Source organism: Streptomyces sp. NPDC002784 (genome assembly GCF_053592135.1).
In genome coordinates this window covers 351,358-368,815 of the sequence record NZ_JBSFVD010000005.1, presented here as the reverse complement: position 1 = coordinate 368,815, position 17,458 = coordinate 351,358, and the positions used below count along the sequence as shown (strand labels likewise).

General features: G+C 73.1%; 20 protein-coding genes and 1 pseudogene. 12 read left to right on the top strand and 9 right to left on the bottom strand.

Annotated elements, in window-relative coordinates; genetic code table 11:
- Nucleotides 1-34: 34 nt before the first annotated feature.
- Both ACWD1Z_RS13740 and ACWD1Z_RS13735 read right to left on the bottom strand, forming a co-directional pair.
- Nucleotides 35-583, bottom strand: a complete 549-nt coding sequence (locus ACWD1Z_RS13740) for a VanZ family protein (RefSeq protein ID WP_451118384.1) — start codon at nt 581-583, stop codon at nt 35-37.
- Nucleotides 584-1,470: 887 nt separating this feature from the next.
- Nucleotides 1,471-2,136 carry a DUF4230 domain-containing protein gene (locus ACWD1Z_RS13735; protein ID WP_451118383.1) on the bottom strand — a complete coding sequence of 222 codons (666 nt, stop codon included), beginning with the start codon at nt 2,134-2,136 and terminating at the stop codon, nt 1,471-1,473.
- Between the two features lie 166 nt (nt 2,137-2,302).
- On the opposite strand from ACWD1Z_RS13735, the gene ACWD1Z_RS13730 reads away from it, so the two are divergent.
- Both ACWD1Z_RS13730 and ACWD1Z_RS13725 read left to right on the top strand, forming a co-directional pair.
- Nucleotides 2,303-3,256 (top strand): ribose-phosphate diphosphokinase, encoded by a 954-nt coding sequence (locus ACWD1Z_RS13730; protein WP_451118382.1) that lies wholly within the window; start codon nt 2,303-2,305, stop codon nt 3,254-3,256.
- A gap of 3 nt (nt 3,257-3,259) precedes the next feature.
- A pseudogene (locus ACWD1Z_RS13725) lies at nt 3,260-3,870 on the top strand (GTP-binding protein); the annotation flags it as partial.
- A gap of 8 nt (nt 3,871-3,878) precedes the next feature.
- Here the strand turns inward: ACWD1Z_RS13725 and ACWD1Z_RS13720 are convergent.
- Nucleotides 3,879-4,259: an anti-sigma factor antagonist gene (locus ACWD1Z_RS13720; protein WP_451118380.1), complete on the bottom strand. Its 381-nt coding sequence runs from the start codon at nt 4,257-4,259 to the stop codon at nt 3,879-3,881.
- A 276-nt stretch (nt 4,260-4,535) separates the two neighbouring features.
- Nucleotides 4,536-5,486, bottom strand: a complete 951-nt coding sequence (locus ACWD1Z_RS13715; RefSeq protein ID WP_451118379.1) for an NADP-dependent oxidoreductase — start codon at nt 5,484-5,486, stop codon at nt 4,536-4,538.
- A gap of 71 nt (nt 5,487-5,557) precedes the next feature.
- Here ACWD1Z_RS13715 and ACWD1Z_RS13710 point away from each other — a divergent pair, with 71 nt between their 5' ends.
- Complete coding sequence (locus tag ACWD1Z_RS13710; RefSeq protein WP_451118377.1) at nt 5,558-6,529, top strand: GlxA family transcriptional regulator; 972 nt, start codon at nt 5,558-5,560, stop codon at nt 6,527-6,529.
- Nucleotides 6,530-6,628: 99 nt separating this feature from the next.
- On the opposite strand, the gene ACWD1Z_RS13705 is transcribed toward ACWD1Z_RS13710, so the two are convergent.
- The gene (locus tag ACWD1Z_RS13705) at nt 6,629-8,260 is read right to left on the bottom strand and encodes an amidohydrolase (RefSeq protein WP_451118375.1); all 1,632 of its coding nucleotides are present in this window, start codon (nt 8,258-8,260) and stop codon (nt 6,629-6,631) included.
- Nucleotides 8,261-8,683: 423 nt separating this feature from the next.
- On the opposite strand from ACWD1Z_RS13705, the gene ACWD1Z_RS13700 reads away from it, so the two are divergent.
- The 3 genes from ACWD1Z_RS13700 to ACWD1Z_RS13690 all read left to right on the top strand — a co-directional run bounded on the left by ACWD1Z_RS13700 (nt 8,684) and on the right by ACWD1Z_RS13690 (nt 10,394).
- Nucleotides 8,684-9,400, top strand: a complete 717-nt coding sequence (locus ACWD1Z_RS13700) for a TetR/AcrR family transcriptional regulator (RefSeq protein ID WP_451118373.1) — start codon at nt 8,684-8,686, stop codon at nt 9,398-9,400.
- Nucleotides 9,401-9,457: 57 nt separating this feature from the next.
- Nucleotides 9,458-9,922, top strand: coding sequence for a pyridoxamine 5'-phosphate oxidase family protein (locus tag ACWD1Z_RS13695; protein WP_451118371.1), 465 nt, complete (start codon nt 9,458-9,460; stop codon nt 9,920-9,922).
- 79 nt (nt 9,923-10,001) lie between these two features.
- Nucleotides 10,002-10,394: a VOC family protein gene (locus ACWD1Z_RS13690; RefSeq protein ID WP_451118369.1), complete on the top strand. Its 393-nt coding sequence runs from the start codon at nt 10,002-10,004 to the stop codon at nt 10,392-10,394.
- On the opposite strand, the gene ACWD1Z_RS13685 is transcribed toward ACWD1Z_RS13690, so the two are convergent.
- Both ACWD1Z_RS13685 and ACWD1Z_RS13680 read right to left on the bottom strand, forming a co-directional pair.
- Nucleotides 10,391-10,705: a DUF4235 domain-containing protein gene (locus ACWD1Z_RS13685; protein ID WP_451118367.1), complete on the bottom strand. Its 315-nt coding sequence runs from the start codon at nt 10,703-10,705 to the stop codon at nt 10,391-10,393. The genes ACWD1Z_RS13690 and ACWD1Z_RS13685 overlap by 4 nt on opposite strands.
- 9 nt (nt 10,706-10,714) lie before the next feature.
- Nucleotides 10,715-11,725, bottom strand: coding sequence for a glutathione S-transferase family protein (locus ACWD1Z_RS13680; protein ID WP_451118365.1), 1,011 nt, complete (start codon nt 11,723-11,725; stop codon nt 10,715-10,717).
- Nucleotides 11,726-11,885: 160 nt separating this feature from the next.
- Between ACWD1Z_RS13680 and ACWD1Z_RS13675 the strand changes: the two genes are divergently transcribed.
- Complete coding sequence (locus ACWD1Z_RS13675; protein WP_451118475.1) at nt 11,886-12,809, top strand: cation diffusion facilitator family transporter; 924 nt, start codon at nt 11,886-11,888, stop codon at nt 12,807-12,809.
- Between the two features lie 109 nt (nt 12,810-12,918).
- On the top strand, nt 12,919-13,125 hold the full coding sequence (locus ACWD1Z_RS13670; protein WP_451118474.1) for a ferredoxin: 207 nt from the start codon (nt 12,919-12,921) through the stop codon (nt 13,123-13,125).
- Here the strand turns inward: ACWD1Z_RS13670 and ACWD1Z_RS13665 are convergent.
- Nucleotides 13,109-14,044 carry a sigma-70 family RNA polymerase sigma factor gene (locus ACWD1Z_RS13665; protein ID WP_451118364.1) on the bottom strand — a complete coding sequence of 312 codons (936 nt, stop codon included), beginning with the start codon at nt 14,042-14,044 and terminating at the stop codon, nt 13,109-13,111. The genes ACWD1Z_RS13670 and ACWD1Z_RS13665 overlap by 17 nt on opposite strands.
- Nucleotides 14,045-14,110: 66 nt before the next feature.
- Between ACWD1Z_RS13665 and ACWD1Z_RS13660 the strand changes: the two genes are divergently transcribed.
- Nucleotides 14,111-14,788 carry an FMN-dependent NADH-azoreductase gene (locus ACWD1Z_RS13660; RefSeq protein ID WP_451118362.1) on the top strand — a complete coding sequence of 226 codons (678 nt, stop codon included), beginning with the start codon at nt 14,111-14,113 and terminating at the stop codon, nt 14,786-14,788.
- A gap of 2 nt (nt 14,789-14,790) precedes the next feature.
- Here the strand turns inward: ACWD1Z_RS13660 and ACWD1Z_RS13655 are convergent, their stop codons facing one another.
- Nucleotides 14,791-15,342: a TetR/AcrR family transcriptional regulator gene (locus ACWD1Z_RS13655; RefSeq protein ID WP_451118360.1), complete on the bottom strand. Its 552-nt coding sequence runs from the start codon at nt 15,340-15,342 to the stop codon at nt 14,791-14,793.
- Between the two features lie 105 nt (nt 15,343-15,447).
- On the opposite strand from ACWD1Z_RS13655, the gene ACWD1Z_RS13650 reads away from it, so the two are divergent.
- The 3 genes from ACWD1Z_RS13650 to ACWD1Z_RS13640 all read left to right on the top strand — a co-directional run bounded on the left by ACWD1Z_RS13650 (nt 15,448) and on the right by ACWD1Z_RS13640 (nt 17,454).
- A complete protein-coding gene (locus ACWD1Z_RS13650; RefSeq protein WP_451118359.1) occupies nt 15,448-15,894 on the top strand; it encodes a nuclear transport factor 2 family protein in 447 nt (148 codons plus the stop codon).
- A 9-nt stretch (nt 15,895-15,903) separates the two neighbouring features.
- Entirely contained in the window at nt 15,904-16,437 is a 534-nt protein-coding gene (locus ACWD1Z_RS13645) for a flavoprotein (protein WP_451118357.1), read from the top strand.
- 99 nt (nt 16,438-16,536) lie between these two features.
- Nucleotides 16,537-17,454 (top strand): adenosine kinase, encoded by a 918-nt coding sequence (locus ACWD1Z_RS13640; RefSeq protein WP_451118355.1) that lies wholly within the window; start codon nt 16,537-16,539, stop codon nt 17,452-17,454.
- Nucleotides 17,455-17,458 lie beyond the last annotated feature (4 nt).

Below are 17,458 nucleotides of genomic sequence, written 5' to 3'. Positions count from 1 at the left end.
TTGACGCTACCGGCTACCGGCTACCGGCTACCGGCTACCGGGCGTGCACCGCCCGGCCCATCCGCCGGCCCAGCAGCAGGTAGCCGATGAGCGCGCCCGTGGTGTTCAGGATGACGTCGTCGATGTCGAAGGCGCGGCCGGTGATCATGGCGCCCTGGGCGAACTCGACCAGGAGCATCACCGTCGCGGTGAGCAGCAGCACCCGGATCACCCCGCGGGTCTTGGGGGCGAGGACCGGGGCGAGCACTCCGAAGGGGATGCCCAGGAGCAGGTTCCCGCCGATCTGCTTGACCGCGTCGCGCAGTTCGGGCTGGTCCAGATAGGCCCTGAGCGACCGGCCCGGACGCAGGTTGGTGTGCGTCAGGGATTCCGAGGCGGGGGACGGTTCGAGCGTCAGCTTGGCCAGCACCACCGCGAAGGCCACCATGAGCGTGAACGCGCACAGCATCGCCAGCATCCGGCCGAGGAAGCGGAGCGGGTGGGCGGAGCGCCGGGGCGTCCTCTCGGGTTCGGTCACCGGCGGGGGCTTGCGCGGGCGCGGCCGGAACATCTCGGCGCGGGATCGAAAGGCTGCACGGGCCATGCGTTTGGTCCTCCGGTCTTCCACGTCCCTTTGTCGCAAGGCGGTTACCCGCTGTCTGCCCGAGGATGCCGCCGAGCCTCCCTCGAACCCGAGGCCGCCGCCCGCGCCCTGAACGGCCGACCGCTCACGGCGGTCGTGATCCGCGGCACCGCGACCGAGCACGAGACGACCGCTCGCGACACGGCCGCTCACCACGAGCGCGGCGCCCGCGTCGCGCACGAGGCCGAGCCGGAGGACACCGCGACCGCCTCCGCCCACGGGACGCTGACTCCCACGCTGCGGGGCCCGGCGTCGCCCTCTGCCTCCCGCCGCGCTCACCACCCGCCGCACCGACCCACCAGAGCCAGCCCACCCGAGCCGGGTCGCCGCACCGGCCCTGCCGCACTGGCCTGGGCGGTCGGCTCAAGTGCCGGCAGCAACGTGCTCGCCGCCGCCGCGGTGGCGCCCGGCTTGCCGCAGCGGGCCCTGGGCGGATCTGCTGAGGCGTCTTCAGTCCGGCCCTCGCGGCCCGCCGCGGCAGCCCACCCGTACCGACCGGGGCGCTCCGCTCAGGTGCCGGTAGCAACATGCTCCCCGCCGTCGCGGTGGCTCGCCCGGGCCGGGCTTGCCGCGGCGGTTCGGGCGGCAGGTCGACCACCGGCCCTGCCCCGAGCCGGCTCGCCGCACCGGCTCCCCCGCACCGGCCTGGGCGGCCGGCTCAGGTGCCAGTAGCAACGTGATCGCCGCCGTCGCGGTGGCCCGCCCGGGCCGAGCTTGCCGCAGAGGCCCGGGCGGCTCCGCTAAGGCGCCTTCACGTCAGTGCCGGTGGGGACCGCTTGACCTGGTTGATCGGTGCTCTGCACAGGGCTCGGGGCACAGGGCTCGGGGCACAGGGCTCGGGTGTCCGGTCACGTGCTGCCGAAGACGACCTTCACCTCCTTGAAGCCGAGCGAGCGCAGCAGACCCTTGAGCATGCCCGTGGTGTTGCCCTCGGCGCGTCGGGTCAGCTCGCTCTCCTTCGCGGCGTCGCCGATGTGCTTCGCGGCGAGCTTCTGCACCGCCTGCTCGCTGTTGGGGTTGTCCGAGAACAGGTCCCCGAACCGGTCGAGCAGCCCGCGCTGCTTGGAGACGGCGTAGGAGCGGTCGGGGTCGAGCGCGGGCTCGCCGAGTGCCGCGTGCGGCAGCCGGATCGTGGCCGACGTCCGGTCCTCGTTGACCTTGACGTCGCCCTCGCCGACCTTGCCGAGGTCGACATAGGCGTCCACGGTGCCCGCCCCGACGTACAGCGTGCGCGAGCCGCGGATCGCGTCGGGCAGGTACTTGGCGTCCTTCTCCAGGTCCACCACGACCTGGAAGTTGCCCGAGGCGGCGTCGTAGCGGCTGATGTCCTGGATGGACTGCAGCAGCGCGGGCCCCGATCGGTCATGGGTCTCGGTGCCGAAGAGGTCCTTCAGGCCCGGGAGCACGGTCAGCCCGATCCCGGCGAACAGCACGGCCAGCACCAGCACTACGGCGCTCACGGCCTTCGCCCAGCCGGGCATGCGCCTGGGGAGGCGTCTGATGGGAGTCGACATGGCGACGGCCCTCCTTCCTACCGTTCGAATGCCCCCCAAAAGCCGTGCGAGACCCGGGGCTTGGCGTGAAGGGCACACCCGGTGGAGGCAGGCGGGGGCGCAGGGGCGCGAAGCCGCTCAGTAGCATGAGGCGCGCCAGCCGGAGTGATCATGCGAGGAGCGGTTCGTGCGAGACATCGCGGTGTTCAGCGGTAACGCCCACCCCGACCTGGCGGCGGAGGTCTGCGCGCACCTGGGCGTGCCGCTCAGCCCCACCCGGGTCAGCCGGTTCGCCAACGACTGCCTGGAGGTGCAACTCCAGGCCAACTGCCGCGAACGGGACGTCTTTCTCATCCAGCCGCTGGTCGCTCCGGTCCAGGAACACCTCGTGGAACTGCTGCTGATGTGCGACGCGGCCCGCGGGGCGTCCGCCGGCCGGATCACCGTCGTCATGCCGCACTACTCCTACGCCCGCTCCGACAAGAAGGACGCGCCCCGGATCTCGCTCGGCGGGCGTCTGGTCGCCGACCTGATGGTCGCGGCCGGGGCGAGCCGGGTGCTCGCCATGACGCTGCACTCGCCCCAGGTGCACGGCTTCTTCTCGGTACCCGTCGACCACCTGCACGCCCTGCGCGAACTGGCCGCCCACTTCCGCCACCACGACCTGTCCCGCACGACCGTCGTCTCGCCCGACCTCGGCAACGCCAAGGAGGCCGCCGCGTTCGCCCGGATGCTCGGCGCCCAGGTCGCCGCAGGCGCCAAGCAGCGCTTCGCGGACGACCGGGTCAGCATCAACTCCGTGATCGGTGAGGTCGCCGGCCGCGATGTCATCGTGCTGGACGACGAGATCGCCAAGGGCAGCACGGTCCTCGAACTCCTGGACCGGCTGCGGGAGCTGGGGGCGCGGTCCATCCGAGTGGCCTGCACCCATGGCCTGTTCACGTCCGGCGCGCTCAAGCGGATCGGTGAGCAGCCCGACGTACTGGAGATCGTGTGCACCAACACCGTGCCGGTCCCGGACGAGGAACGCACCGACAAGCTGCGGGTGCTGACCGTCGCCCCGCAGCTCGCCGAGGCCGTACGGCGCATTCACAACGGTGAGTCCGTCAGCGCCCTGTTCGACGCGCCGCGGAGCGAATAGACAGGAAGCAGCATCTCGATCGTGCACGTCGAGTACCGGACGGAACACCGGCACTACGCCCACGTCGACTGTCCGGGGCACGCCGACTACATCAAGAACATGATCACGGGTGCGGCCCAGATGGACGGCGCGATCCTCGTCGTCGCGGCGACCGACGGGCCGATGCCGCAGACCAAGGAGCATGTGCTGCTGGCCCGTCAGGTGGGCGTACCCTGCATCGTCGTCGCGCTGAACAAGACGGACCTGGTGGACGACGAGGAGATCCTGGAACTCGTCGAGCTGGAGGTGCGCGCGCTGCTCACCGCCTACGAGTTCCCGGGCGACGAGGTGCCGGAGGACGTGTTCACCATCACCGAACAAGAAGACGAGGACGACGGTCACCGGCATCGAGATGTTCCGCAAGATCGGTCATGCCCCCAGTTCTACTTCCGCACCACCGACGTCACGGGTGTGGTGACCCTGCCCAAGGGCACCGACATGGTGATGCCGGGCGACGACACCACCAGGTACGTCCGGTTGATCCAGCCGGTCGCGATGGAGGAGGGGCTGAAGTTCGCCATCCGCGAGGGCGGCGGACCGTGGACGCCGGACAGGTCACCAGGGTCGTGACGTAGCCGCCCGGTCACACCGAGCCGGACGTGGCCTCGGGCCGGCCCAGGGCCGCGTCCAGCGTCGGATGCGGAGGCAGCAGCCGGGAGAGCCCGGTCAGCCGCAGCACGCGCAGGGTGAGCGGATGGACGCAGACCAGGAAGAGCTGCCCGCCGTGGTCGAGGACCCGGCCGCGCGCCCGGTACAGCAGCCGCAGCCCTGAGCAGTCGAAGAACTCCGCGGGCCGCAGGTCGATCACGATCCGCGGGTGCGGTCCGGCCGTCAACCGGTCCAGCCAGGGGAGGAGTTCGACCGCCGCGGCGATGTCGATCTCGCCGTGGAACTCCAGGACCGTGTGCCCCCGGTCCTGGCGGACGCGCAGGTGGCGGGTGAGCGGCGCAGGCTCCTGCTGCACGACGACATCGCCTCCAACTTGCGGCCAGGGCGGCGGGGTTGCGGGTGGACCGAAAGCGTTCCCGCACTGCAAGTTACCCTCGATGGCGTGCATTTGAGCATGTTCGATTGACATATGTCTTTGAATCGCGCGCCGGAGTACGCCGGGTGGCACAGCCGACGGCTGAAACCGCACCGCCCGATCGGTGGCCGCCCGTTCGCGGACCTCGGTCAGGCGGTGCGGGAGACGAGCGCGCGGGCAGCGGCGATCAAGCCGGCGCCGCTGGTCCGGGCCCGGTCACTCGCCGAGCAGGACCAGCTTTCCGGTGGTCCGGCCCGTGTCGCCGAGCCGGTGCGCCTCGGCGGCGTCCGCCAGCGGGAAGGACCCGGCGATCGTGGCCCGCAGGGCCCCCCGCTCGACCAGGTCCGCGACGGCCCTCATCCCGGAGTGCGAGGCGTCGACGAGCATCCGCAGGGCGCGCACGCCCAGCCGCTCCGCCTCCTGGTACAGCTCGTCCGAGCCGACCGGCAGGATCGACACCAGCAGTCCCCCCGGGCGCAGCACCCGCAGCGAGCGCAGGCTGTAGTCGTCACCGACGGTGTCCAGGACGACATCGACGTCCCGCACGGCCTCGACGAAGTCCGTCGACCGGTAGTCGATCAGCTCGTCCACGCCGAGCTTGCGCAGGAAGCCGTGCTTGCCCTCGCTCGCCGTGCCGATGACGTAGGCGCCGCGCGCCTTGGCGATCTGCACGGCCACGTGCCCCACCCCGCCGGCCGCCGCGTGGATCAGCACCCGCTGCCCGGCCTGCAGGTCGGCCGTCTCGGCCAGCGCCTGCCACGCGGTCAGCGAGACCAGCGGCAGCGCGCCCGCCTGGGCGTGGTCGATCACGGCGGGCTTCAGGGCGAAGGCGCGGGCCGGACCGGTGACGAACTCGGCGTGCGAGCCATGGCCGAAGGGGTACGGCAGCATGCCGAAGACCTCGTCGCCGGGCCGGAAGCGGGCGACGCCGATGCCGACCTCCTCGACCACTCCGGAGACGTCCCAGCCGAGGACGAAGGGCGGCCGGCCCAGGAAGCCGCCGTTGGCGCGGTGCTTCCAGTCGGTGGGGTTGATCCCGGCTGCCCGCATCCGGACCAGGATCTCGTTGGGGCGCGGCGACGGCCGCGGCAGCTCGACTTCCTTGAGGACCTCGGGACCGCCGAGGACGTCCTGACCGATGGCGCGCATGGTGTTCACAGTGCTCATGGTCATCCAGCCTGGCGGGTGCCGCCCGTCCGGACAATGGCAACATTGCCACCGTTCGATAGGATCGTGCCATGCAGCGAGAACATGCGGAGCGGGGCGTGGAGCGGGTCGTCGTCCTGGCGCTGGAGGGTGTCTACCCCTTCGAGCTGGGCATCCCGGCCCGGATCCTGGGCGCAGCGGACGGCCGGTACGAGGTGCTGACGTGCAGCGTCGACGGACAGCCGGTGCGCACCAGCGCCGACTTCACCATCGGCGTCGCCCACGGTCCGGAGATCCTGGCCACCGCCGACACCGTGGTGATCGCCGCGATCGAGCCGGCGCACATCCCCGACGAGCTCCCGGACGAGCTCGGCGCCGCCCTGGCGCTGATCCGCCCCGAGGCGCGCGTGCTCTCCATCTGCACCGGCGCCTTCGTGCTCGCCGCGGCCGGACTGCTCGACGGCCGCAGGGCCACCACCCACTGGCAGGTGGCCGACTGGTTCCGCCGCAGATTCCCGCGGGTCGACGTCGACCCCGATGTGCTGTTCGTCGACGACGGCCGCATGCTCACCTCGGCCGGTGCCGCCTCCGGCGTCGACATCTGTCTGCACCTGGTCCGCAAGGACCACGGCAGCGAGCTGGCCAACCGTGTCGCCCGCCGCTGTGTCGTGCCGCCCTTCCGGGACGGCGGCCAGGCCCAGTACATCGAGCAGCCGGTCCCCGACCAGGGCGCCGCCGGCACCGCGGCCACCCGGGCCTGGGCCCTGGAGCGGCTCGGCGAGCCGCTGACGCTGGCCGACCTCGCCGCCCACGCCCGGATGAGCCGGCGTACCTTCGCCCGTCGCTTCAACGACGAGGTGGGCCTCAGCCCCGGCCGCTGGCTGATCCAGCAACGGGTCGCCCGGGCCCGTCATCTGCTGGAGGCCAGCGATCTGCCGGTGGACCACATCGCCGGCGAGGTCGGCTTCGCCACGGGCGCCTCCCTGCGCCAGCATCTGCACGCGGCGATCGGCGTCTCACCCCAGGCCTACCGGCGCACGTTCCAGGAATCGCGCCGCGCCTGAACGTTCCCGGTGCGGCGTGCTTCGAGACCGAGCAGCCGAATGTGCCTCGCACCGGCTACCGCGAGGTCGGCGGGGTGCCTTACCCAAGCCGGTTCCTGCTTACTCCCCTTGAGCCGCGTAGACTCGCGCGCCTCCCACATAGGTCCGTGCCACCCGGGCGTGCGCGATCTCCTCCGGCGGCCCGGCGAACGGGTCGCGGTCCAGGACCACGAGATCCGCCAGCGCCCCCGGCCGCACCGCACCGGTGTCGTCGAGATGGTTCACATACGCCGATCCGGCTGTGTAGGCGGTCAACGCCTGGGCGAGCCCGATGCGTTCGGCGGGCAGGAACACCGGCCCGGTGCCGCCGGGTGCCACCCGGTTCGCCGCCACATGGATGCCCTCCAGCGGGTCGGGGCTGCTGACCGGCCAGTCGCTGCCCGCCGCGAGCCGGGCGCCGGAGCGCAGCAGCGCACCGAACGGGTACTGCCATCCGGCCCGTTCGGGCCCGAGGAAGGGAATGGTCAGCTCGTCCATCTGCGGTTCGTGCGCCGCCCACAGCGGCTGGATGTTCGCCGTGGCCCCGAGCGCCGCGAACCGCGGTACGTCATCGGGGTGCACGACCTGGAGATGGGCCAGGTGAGGCCGTGTGTCGCTCGGCCCGTTCGCCCCGCGGGCCGCCTCGATGGCGTCCAGGGCGTCGCGTACGGCCCGGTCGCCCAGCGCGTGGAAATGGCACTGGAAGCCGAGCGCGTCCAACTCGGTCACGTACGCCGGGAGTCGGCCGGGGTCGATGAAGCTGGTGCCCCGGTTGGCGGTGGCGCAGCCGCACCGGTCCAGGTAGGGGTCGAGCAGGGCCGCGGTGCCGTTCTCGGCGACCCCGTCCAGCATCAGCTTCACGGTGCCGGCCCGGAACCGTCCGTGACTCAACTCGGCTCGGCGCTCGACGAGTTCGGGGATCTGCTCGGCGCCGCGTCCGCGGTCCCACCACAGGGCGCCGACGACGCGCGCGGTCAGCGAGCCGTCGCGGGCGGCCGCCAGGTACGCCTCGGCCGGGTCGTCCATGCCGAGGAAATCCCCGACGAGCGCGTCCTGCCAGGCGGTGATGCCGAGGGAGTGCAGATGGCGCTGGGCGTGCAGCAGCGCGGCGAGCCGGTCCCCGGGCGTGGCGGGCGGGGTGAGCCGGCCGACCAGGTGCATCGCCCCCTCCTGCAAGGTCCCGCTCGGCTCGCCGGAGGCGTCCCGCTCGATCCGCCCGTCGGCCGGGTCGGGCGTGTCACGGGTGACCCCGGCCAGTTCCAGGGCGCGGCTGTTGACCCACGCGCCGTGGTGGTCGCGGTTGGGCAGATACACCGGCCGGTCGGGCACCACCGCGTCCAGCAGCGCCTTGGCCGGCGTACCGCCCTCGAACGCCTCCATGGACCAGCCGCCCCCGGTGATCCACTCCCGCTCGGGGTGCGCCTCGGCGTACGCGCGCACGGCGGCGACCGAGTCGGCCGCGGTCTTCGCCCGGGTCAGATCGCACTGGGTGAGTTCGAGCCCGGCCGGTACCGGATGGACGTGCGCGTCCTGGAAGCCGGGCAGCAGCAGCCGTCCGGCCAGCTCCACCACCTCGGTGCGCGGCCCGGCGAGTTCCCGGACCTCGTCCCCTCCTACGGCGGTGACGCGGTCGCGGGTGACGGCCACGGCGGTGGCGGTGCGGCCCTCGGGGGTGAGGACGGGGCCGCCGGTGAAGAGCAGATCTGCGTGCATGCGGGTTCCTTGCAACTAGGAGGGTGACAGCGCCGCCTCAGGGGCGCGGGGAACTGCGCGACCGGCCCACCCGCACATAGCCGTTGCCCGCGTTCGGCTCGACGCGGTTGAGCCGGGAGCAGGCACCCGCAGCGCGGGCGGGTCCCCGGCTGGGGGAGTGACGGTCATGACGGGCTCCGCTCGCACCAGCGGGCCACGGCAGGCCCGGTCACCGCATATGAAACTGGCCGCCCGCTTCACAGGTCAACGGTGTTGTCATAAGGTGCGCCCGCCAGCCCGCCAGCCCGCCAGCCCGCCAGCCCGCCAGCCCGCCAGCCCGCCAGCCCGCCAGCCCGCCAGCCCGCCAGCCCGCCAGCCCGCCAGGCCCCGGCCCCCCGGCCGCCAGCCCACCAGGCCCCCCGGCCCCCCCAGGAGGAGGCACCCATGAGCGGCGACCGTGTCGTCCCCGCCGCCGACCGTCGGCGTCGGCGCCCGACCAAACAGGGCGTCGTGCTGTCCGAGGAGCTGATCGTCGCCACCGCGCTCCGGCTGATCGAGGAGCACGGCGCCGACGCGCTGTCCGTACGCCGGCTCGGCCGCGCCCTGGGCGCCGACCCCAGCTCCCTGTACCGCTACTTCCGGCACGCCGACGACCTGATGCTCGCCATCGCCGACGAGCTGATCGGCCGCACCCTGCGGACCTGGCGGCCGACCGGCGACTGGCGCGCCGACCTGCGCGACCTGGGCCTGCGCGTGCACGCGGGGGCACTCGCCCACCCCCGGGCCGCGGTGCTCAGCGCCTACCGGGTGACCGGGCGGGTGCACGAGATCCAGGCCGTGGAGACCATCCTCGGCGTGCTGCGGGGAGCCGGCTTCCCCGACCCCGACGCGGTGCGCGTCTACCACGCCTTCGTCGACCAGGCCCTCGCCTTCGGCGCCCTGGACTCGGCGAGCACCGCCCTGCCGAAGGCCGCCCGGGACGCCGAGAGCGCCGTCTGGGAGGCCACGTACGCCCGGCTGCCCGCCGACACCCACCCGCACATCGCCGCGACCGTCCGCCATCTCGTCGCCGACATGCGACGCAGCTCCTATCCGGCCGCGCTGGACCTGCTGCTCGGCGCGGCGGCGGCCCGGCTCGCGGAAATCCGGGGACGTACTTGATCACCCGCTGTCACACTGGCCCGCACCGACCGACGTCCCGCCAGGAGGCTGTCCCCGATGACCCCGCCGCCCGCACGTCCCGCGAAGCAGCGCAAGCTCGACACCCTGCACCGCCTGGAGCACGACGAGGACCTGTGGGTCGCCACCGCCGGCGCCGAGGCGGGAGCGCCGTACCTCGTGCCGCTGTCCTTCCTGTGGGACGGGGAGACGCTGCTCCTCGCGACGCCCGCCGCCAGTCCCACCGGGCGGAACCTCAAGGCCACCGGCACCGTGCGGATCGGCCTCGGGCCGACCCGGGACGTGGTGATGATCGACGGCACCGTCGACGCGCTCACGGCCGACGGACTCCGGGCGGGGGAGGGGGACGGGTTCGCCGCCCGGACCGGCTTCGACCCGCGCGAACTCACCACCGAGTACCTGTACTTCCGGGTGCGGCCGCAGCGCGTGCAGGCCTGGCGCGAGGCGAACGAGCTCGCCGGGCGGGAGCTGATGCGCGACGGGGAGTGGCTGGTCGCGGACTGATTTCCGCGGGCGGGGATATCCGAACGGGTAAGGGCGGCGGGGCAGTTCGGCTCCGCGCCCGCGACCGTACGGAGGAGACATGGCACTGGTGAAAGCGGGGGTCTTGGTGCTCGACTGCGCCGAGCCCGAGAAGCTCGCGGTGTTCTACAAGGAGCTGCTGGAGGCCGAGCAGACCGATGCGAACGCCAACCGGGTGGAGATCAGGGGCGCCGACGGCACCCGGCTGGCCTTCCGCCGCGACGTGAACGCGACCCCGCCGAGCTGGCCCCGCCCGGAGAACTCCCTCCAGACGCATCTGGACTTCGTGGTGGAGGACCTGGACGAGGCCGAGCGCAGGGTGATCGGCCTGGGCGGCCGTCCGCTGGAGACCAAGGACGCCTCGGGCCCCTTCGAGGAACGCGGATACGCCGACCCGGCCGGCCACTCCTTCACCCTGCGCCTGGTGACGCCGACGGCGCCGAAACAGGGTTAGGGGTTGTTGCCGTCCTTGTTGACGTCGGACGGCCACACTCCAGTGGTCCGTTCGACGGCCTTCGCGCCCGTACGGTTCAGGGCGCTGCGCACCACCGCGAAGATGGCGCCCTGAAGCGCGGAGGCCAGCAGGATCTCGCCCCAGCCGCGCTCCCGGTCCAGGGCGTCGGGAGCGTCGTCCTCGTCCCGGATCGCCTTCCACGTCTTCTGGAAGGCGAGGCCCGCGAGCGCGCCGCCCGCCCAGCCGATCGCGAACCCGAGGGGCTTGTAGGCGAGCGGAAGGTTCAGCTTCTTTGCCTTCTTCTTGGCCACGTCTGTCTCCTAAAGGGTCAGGTCCGGAACCTGCTCGGCCGCGGGCACCGGCCCGGGCGGGGTGCCGGTGCCGAAGGGCCGGCCGCCCAGCCTCTCCCGCCCGTGCGGGGCGCGCCAGCCGGACAGGCCCGGGCCGAGCGGCACGATGCCGGTCGGATTGATGCCGGTGTGCACCTGGTGGTAGTGCCGTTTGATGTGATCGAAGTCGACGGTGTCACCGAACCCGGGCGTCTGGTAGAGATCGCGGGCGTACGCCCACAGCACCGGGTTCTCCGCCAGCTTCCACAGGTTGCACTTGAAGTGACCGTGATAGACCGCGTCGAAACGCACCAGCGTGGTGAACAGCCGGATGTCCGCCTCGGTGATCGTGTCGCCGACCAGGTACCGCTGCCCCTCCAGCCGCCGGGACAACAGCTCCAGCCGCCGGAACACCCCCGCGCAGGCCGCCTCGTACTCCTTCTGGTCCGTGGCGAACCCGGCCGCGTACACGCCGTTGTTGACGTCCCGGTAGACCTCCGCCATGACCGTGTCGATCTCCTCCCGCGACTCGCGCGGGTACAGGTCCGGCGCCCCGTCCCGGTGCAGGGCCGTCCACTCGGTGGCGAAGTCCAGGGTGATGCGCTGGTAGTCGTTGGTGACCAGCTGCCCGCTCGGCACGTCCACGAGCGCGGGCACGCTCACCCCGCCGGGAGCGTCCTTCTCGCGCGCGTCGTAGGCCTCGGCGAGGAAGCGGATGCCGAGGACGGGGTCGCGGCCGTCCGGGTCGAGGGTGAAGCGCCAGCTGCGGTCGTCCTGGATCGGGTCGGTGACGGCCATCGACAGGACGTCCTCCAGGCCCAGCAGGCGCCGGGAGATCACCGCCCGGCTCGCCCACGGGCAGGCACGGCTGACGACCAGTCGGTACCGGCCCGCCTCCACCGGCCAGCCGTCCCGGCCGTCGGCGGTGACCCGGTCGGCGAAATGGCCCGCGGACCGGGTGAACGACTTGTGGCCGTAGGCGGCGTTGCCGTCGTCGGGCATCGCGCCCCTCCTCTCCTGTCGGACCTCCACCGGGTCCCCCGATTTCGCCGGACGGCACCGTGTGATCGGCCCGGTCCCGGGCATCCGCCGAAGCATGAGTGGCACGACTACAGAAGCGGACCGCAGGATTACGGAAGCGGACCACAGGACGCGGGTCACGGTGCTGGTGGCGCTCGCGGCCAATCTCGTCATCGCGGTGGCCAAGGCGCTGGGCGGGCTGGCCGCGCAGTCACCGGCGCTGCTGTCGGAGGCGGCGCACTCGGTGGCCGACAGCGTGAACGAGGTCTTCCTCCTCGCCGCGCTGCGCCGCAGCCGCCGCCCCGCGGACCGCCGGCACCCCTTCGGCTACGGCAAGGAACGCTTCTTCTGGTCGCTGCTCGCCGCCGTCGGGATCTTCGTCATGGGCGGCTGCTTCTCCTTCTACCAGGGCGTCGAGGCCCTCCGGAGCGGCACCGAGGAGGAGAACCTGGAGGGCTATGTGGCTGGCCTGATCGTGCTGGCCCTCGCCCTGCTCGCCGAGGGTGCCTCGCTGGCCCGGGCGCTGTACCAGGCGCACCGGCAGGGCGGCCTCGACGGCGGGCTGCGCGACCCGGCGCTGCGCACGGTCGTCGCCGAGGACGGCACCGCGGTGCTCGGCGTGACCCTCGCCCTGACCGGCATGGTCCTGCACATGGTCACCGGCCAGGTCGTCTACGAGGCGGCCGCCTCCCTCGCCATCGGCGCCCTGCTGGTCTACGTCGCCTACCGGCTGGGCCGCGAGGCACGCGACCAGCTGATCGGCGAGGCGGCCGACCCCGAGGCGGCCGAGCGGATCCGGGCGCTGCTCTGCGAACAGCCCGAGATCGACAGCGTGGAGGCGCTGTTCACCATGAAGACGGGCCTGGAGAGCGCGCTGGTCGCCGCGCGGGTCGATCTGGTGCCGGGCCTGGACAGCGAAGAGGTCGAGCAGGTCGCCGTACGGATCAAGCGGGCCGTCGGCGAGGCCGTGCCGGAGGCGGAGCAGATCTTCCTGGACATCACCGACCGGGCCGCCCAGGAGGCACGGCAAAGCCCCGCCGCGACGGGGGAGCGCGGCGGGGCCTGACGCTCGGGTGCCCGGCGGGCGGGGGTTCATGCGTCCCGGAGAAGAAATCTCCCGCGAGGCCACGATCCTGGAGATGCCGGAACTCCCGACCTGTACAAGGCTGACGGTCATGCACATCGACATCGACAAGGACGTCTGCATCGGCGCCGGCCAGTGCGCCCTGGCCGCGCCCGGCGTCTTCACCCAGGACGACGACGGCTTCAGCCTCCTGCTCCCCGGCCACGACACCGGCTCGGGCGACCCGGTGCTCCGCGACCCGATGCTCCGCGAGGCGGCCCGCGCCTGCCCGGTCGGCGCGATCACCGTGTCCGGCTGAGCCGCGGCGGACCGAGCACACCCGCCTCAACCCGGCTGAGCCGCGGCGGACCGAACACACCCACCTCCACAAGGCTGAGCCGGTCCGGGCCGGCGATCACCTCGTAGGAGCCGATCCGCTCGCCCTCGACGGTGACCCTCAGGGCCAGCAGCAGCCGTCCCTCCGGGGCGACGACGATCCCGGCACGCCCGTCGACGAGGGCCACCGCCGCATACCGGGAGCGCTCCCGCAGCAGTAGCGTCCCCTCCGCCACGGCGCGGGCGCCGCGCAGCTCGGGTGCCGTCCCGGGCGGCAGGGCCGCGGGGTCCGCGCGGCGCACCACGTCGGGGGCCAGCACATCGAGCAGCGCACCCATGTCCCCGCCCCGCGCGGCGGCCAGGAACGCCTCGACGACCCGTCGGTGCCGGTCGAGTTCGGCGCCGGACACCGCCGGTGTGCCGCGCACCTTGTGCCGGGCCCGGCTGGCCAGCTTCTTCGCGGCGGGCCTGGACCGGCCCACGACGGGGGCGATCCGGTCGAAGGGCACGCCGAAGAGATCGTGCAGCACGAAGGCGACCCGCTCGGCCGGGCCCAGCCGGTCCAGGACCACCAGCAGGGCGAGCCCCACCGAATCGCCGAGCAGCACCGAGTCCTCGGGGCCGTCCGCGGCGCGGTCCCGTTCCGGCGGCTGCTGCCCGTACGGCTCCTCCCGCCGGGCCGAGGGCGCCCGCAGCATGTCGAGGCAGATCCGGGAGACGACCGTGGTCAGCCAGGCCGGGAGGTTGTCGATGCCGTCGCCGCCGGTGCGGAACAGCCGTAGCCAGGCCTCCTGCACGGCGTCGTCCGCCTCGTCGGGCGAGCCGAGCATCCGGTGCGCGACGGCCCGCAGCCGCCCGCGCTCCGCCTCGAAGCGCCGCGCCAGCGTCTCGTCCCCGGCCATGGGTCACCTTTCCTCGTCGCGTGCCGTCACCCCTGTGACGCATCCCGGCCCACAGAGGTGACCGACATGAACCTGCTGCACATCGACTCCAGTGCCGACACCGCCGACGACTCGGTGACCAGGCGGCTGACCGCGCTGTTCGCGACCACCTGGCGCGCCGCCCACCGCACCGAACACCACCGTTACCGCGACCTGTGCGCCGACCCGGTGCCCCCGCTGACCGCGGCCCAGGCCGCCCTCGGCCGACGCGTGGAACTGGCGGGCTTCGTCGCGCCGGAGAAGGTTCCCGCGCTCGTCGAGAACCCCGCCGAGGAACACGCGTGGGCGCTGACCCGCCCCCTGATCGAGGAGGTGCGCACCGCGGACACCCTGCTGCTCGGCGTGCCGATGTACAACTTCTCGGTGCCCGCCTCGCTGAAGGCGTGGATCGACCGCGTCACCTTCCCCGGCGCCTTCACCGACCCCGGCACCGGCGAGAGCCTGCTGCGGGAGCTGCGGGTGGTGGTGGTCATGGCCCGCGGCGGGGGCTACGGCCCGGGCACCCCGCGCGAGCACGACGACTTCCAGACGCCGTACCTGCGGGCCTACTTCGGCCATCTCGGCGTACGACCGGAGAACCTTCACCTCGTCGCCGCCGAGCTGACGCTGGCCGGGCTGCTGCCGCACCTGGCCCCTTTCGCGCCCCTCGCGCAGGACTCCCTGGCACGGGCCCGTGAGGCGGTGACGGCGCTCGCCGCCGCCTGACCTCAGCGGGACTCCAGCAGCCGCCGCGCCGCCTCGCGGGCCTCGGCCGCGGGCTGTGCGCTGCCCGTGATGCCCGCCGTCACCATGGCGCCCTCGGCCAGCAGGAACAGCGGCCCCGTCAGCTCGTCCGGCAGGCCCGCGTCGGCCACGAGGGCGCCGAGGTAGTGGCGGAACGCCCGCTTGTGCGCCCGGACCTGCTCCGCCACCCGGTGCGAGCCGGCGCCGAGTTCGCCGTAGGAGTTGATCCAGGCGCAGCCGCGGAAGCCGTCCTCGGCGAACCACCGTTCCAGCCAGTCGAAGACGGCGAGGACCCGCCGGGCGGGGTCCGGCTCGCGTTCCACCTGGGCGGCGAGCCGGCCGCGCCAGCGCCCGTCGCGCCGCTCCAGGTAGGCCTCGACCAGCTGCTCCTTGGCGGGGAAGAGCTGGTAGAGCCGCTTGAGGGAGACGCCCGAGGCGCCGCGCAGCTCGTCCATGCCGACCGACTGGATGCCCCGGCGGTAGAACAGCTCCTCCGCGGCGTCCAGGGCCCGCTCCCGGGCGGTTGCGCTGTCCATGTCCGGCCACTCCCCGTCCGACGGCTCCTTGACGCGAGAACGTGCGTTCTCCTACCGTGCCGAGCGTAACGGAGAACGCTCGTTCTCCCGTAGTCAGGAGGCCCCGTGCCCGACCGCCCGCCCCTGCCCCCGTTCACCCGCGAGAGCGCCGCGCGGAAGGTGCGCGCCGCCGAGGACGCCTGGAACACCCGCGACCCGCACCGGGTGGCGCTCGCCTACTCCGAGGACTCCGTCTGGCGCAACCGCGACACCTTCCTCACCGGCCGGGCGCGGATCGTCGAGTTCCTCACCGCGAAGTGGGCCCGGGAGCGCGCGTACGCCCTGCGCAAGGACCTGTGGGCCTTCGACGGCAACCGCATCGCGGTCCGCTTCCAGTACGAGTGCCAGGACGCCGACGGCCAGTGGTGGCGGTCGTACGGCAATGAGCTCTGGGAGTTCGACGCGCACGGTCTGATGACCCGGCGGGAGGCCAGCATCAACGACCTGCGCATCGAGGAGCACGAGCGCCGGATCCCCGGCCCGCGTCGCGAGGAGCCGCTGCCCGTTCAGTAGGGTTCCGGGATGACCGAACAGGCCGGGAGACCCTTCCTCTACGTCATCGTCTGCGCCGCCGGAATCGCCGCCGGCGTCGGTGAACTCGTCCTCGCCGCACGGCAGCGGGGCTGGGAGGTCGGGGTCATCGCGACGCCCGTGGCGATGAACGGCTTCTTCGACACGACCGCCGTGGAGACGCTCACCGGCCGCCCGATCCGCTCCGCCTGGCGCACCCCCGGCGATCCGCGCCCCTTCCCGCCGCCGGACGCGGTCGTGGTCGCGCCCGCCACCTTCAACACCGTCAACAAGTGGGCGCGGGGCCTGGCCGACACCCTCGCCGTGGCCACCCTGTGCGAGGCCCCCGGCCTGGGCGTCCCGGTCGCCGCCCTGCCCTGCGTGGCCGACGCGCTCGCCGCCCATCCCGCGTACCGGGAGAGCCTGAACCGGCTGCGCGGGATGGGCGTCCGCTTCGGCGAGCCGTACACCGGCGACCCCCGACCGGACGGTGAGCGGCCGGAGTTCGGATGGGAGCGCGCGCTGGACCTGCTGGAGATGCCGTAGCGCGGGAAGCAAGTTGCCGAAATTTGCAGCAAGTTGTTGCAGCTACGGTGCCGGGCTGTTTGACTCGCCTCTCCGAGCCGAGAGGAACGACGCAACGCCATGAGCACCGAGACCGACGTCCTGGTCCTGGGCGGCGCGGGCGTGGACACGATCGTCCACGTCCCCGAACTGCCCCTGCCCTACGCCGACAGCTACATGATCCGGCCCGGCATCACCAGCCGCGCGGGGCAGAGCGGGGACTTCGTCGCGCTCGGCCTGACCGCCCTGGGCCTGCGCACCCACCACCTCGACATGCTCGGCGAGGACCCGGAGGGGGATCTGGTCCGTGCCCTCCACCGCGACCACGGCATCCCGCTGACCGCCGTACCGCAGCCCGCGGGCACCAAGCGCGCGGTCAACCTGGTCGACCCCGACGGCCGACGGCTGTCCCTGTACGACGACACCCGCTCCCGGGAGGCCGACCGCTTCCCGGCGGAGACCGTGCGCGCCCTGGCGGCCGCCGCCCGCCACGTGCACGTCGTCATCACCCACCCCTGCGCCCACGCCCTGCCCCTGCTGCGGGAGTCGGGCCTGACCCTCTCCACCGACCTGCACGACTGGGACGGCGCCAACCCCTATCACGAGCCCTTCGCCCTCACCGCCGACGTCGTCTTCCTGTCGACCACCGCCCTGTTGGACCATGAGCGCACCATGCGGGACATCGCCGCCCGCGGCCGGGCCCGGGTCGTCGTCGCCACCGCCGGGGCCGAGGGCGCCCACCTGCTGAGCGCCGGCACCCTCACCCACATCCCCGCCGTGCCCCCGTCGGCCCCGGTCGTCGACTCCAACGGCGCGGGCGACGCCTTCGCCGCCGGCTTCCTGCTCGGCTGGCTGAACGGCGAGGACCCCGTCCGGTGCGCCCGGTACGGAGCCGTCGCCGGGGCGTACGCCTGCACCGTGCCCGCCACCCGCGCCGACGCCATCGGCCGCGCCGAACTCCTCGCCCGCGTCGAGGAGTTGGCCGCGGACCGGGTATGACGCG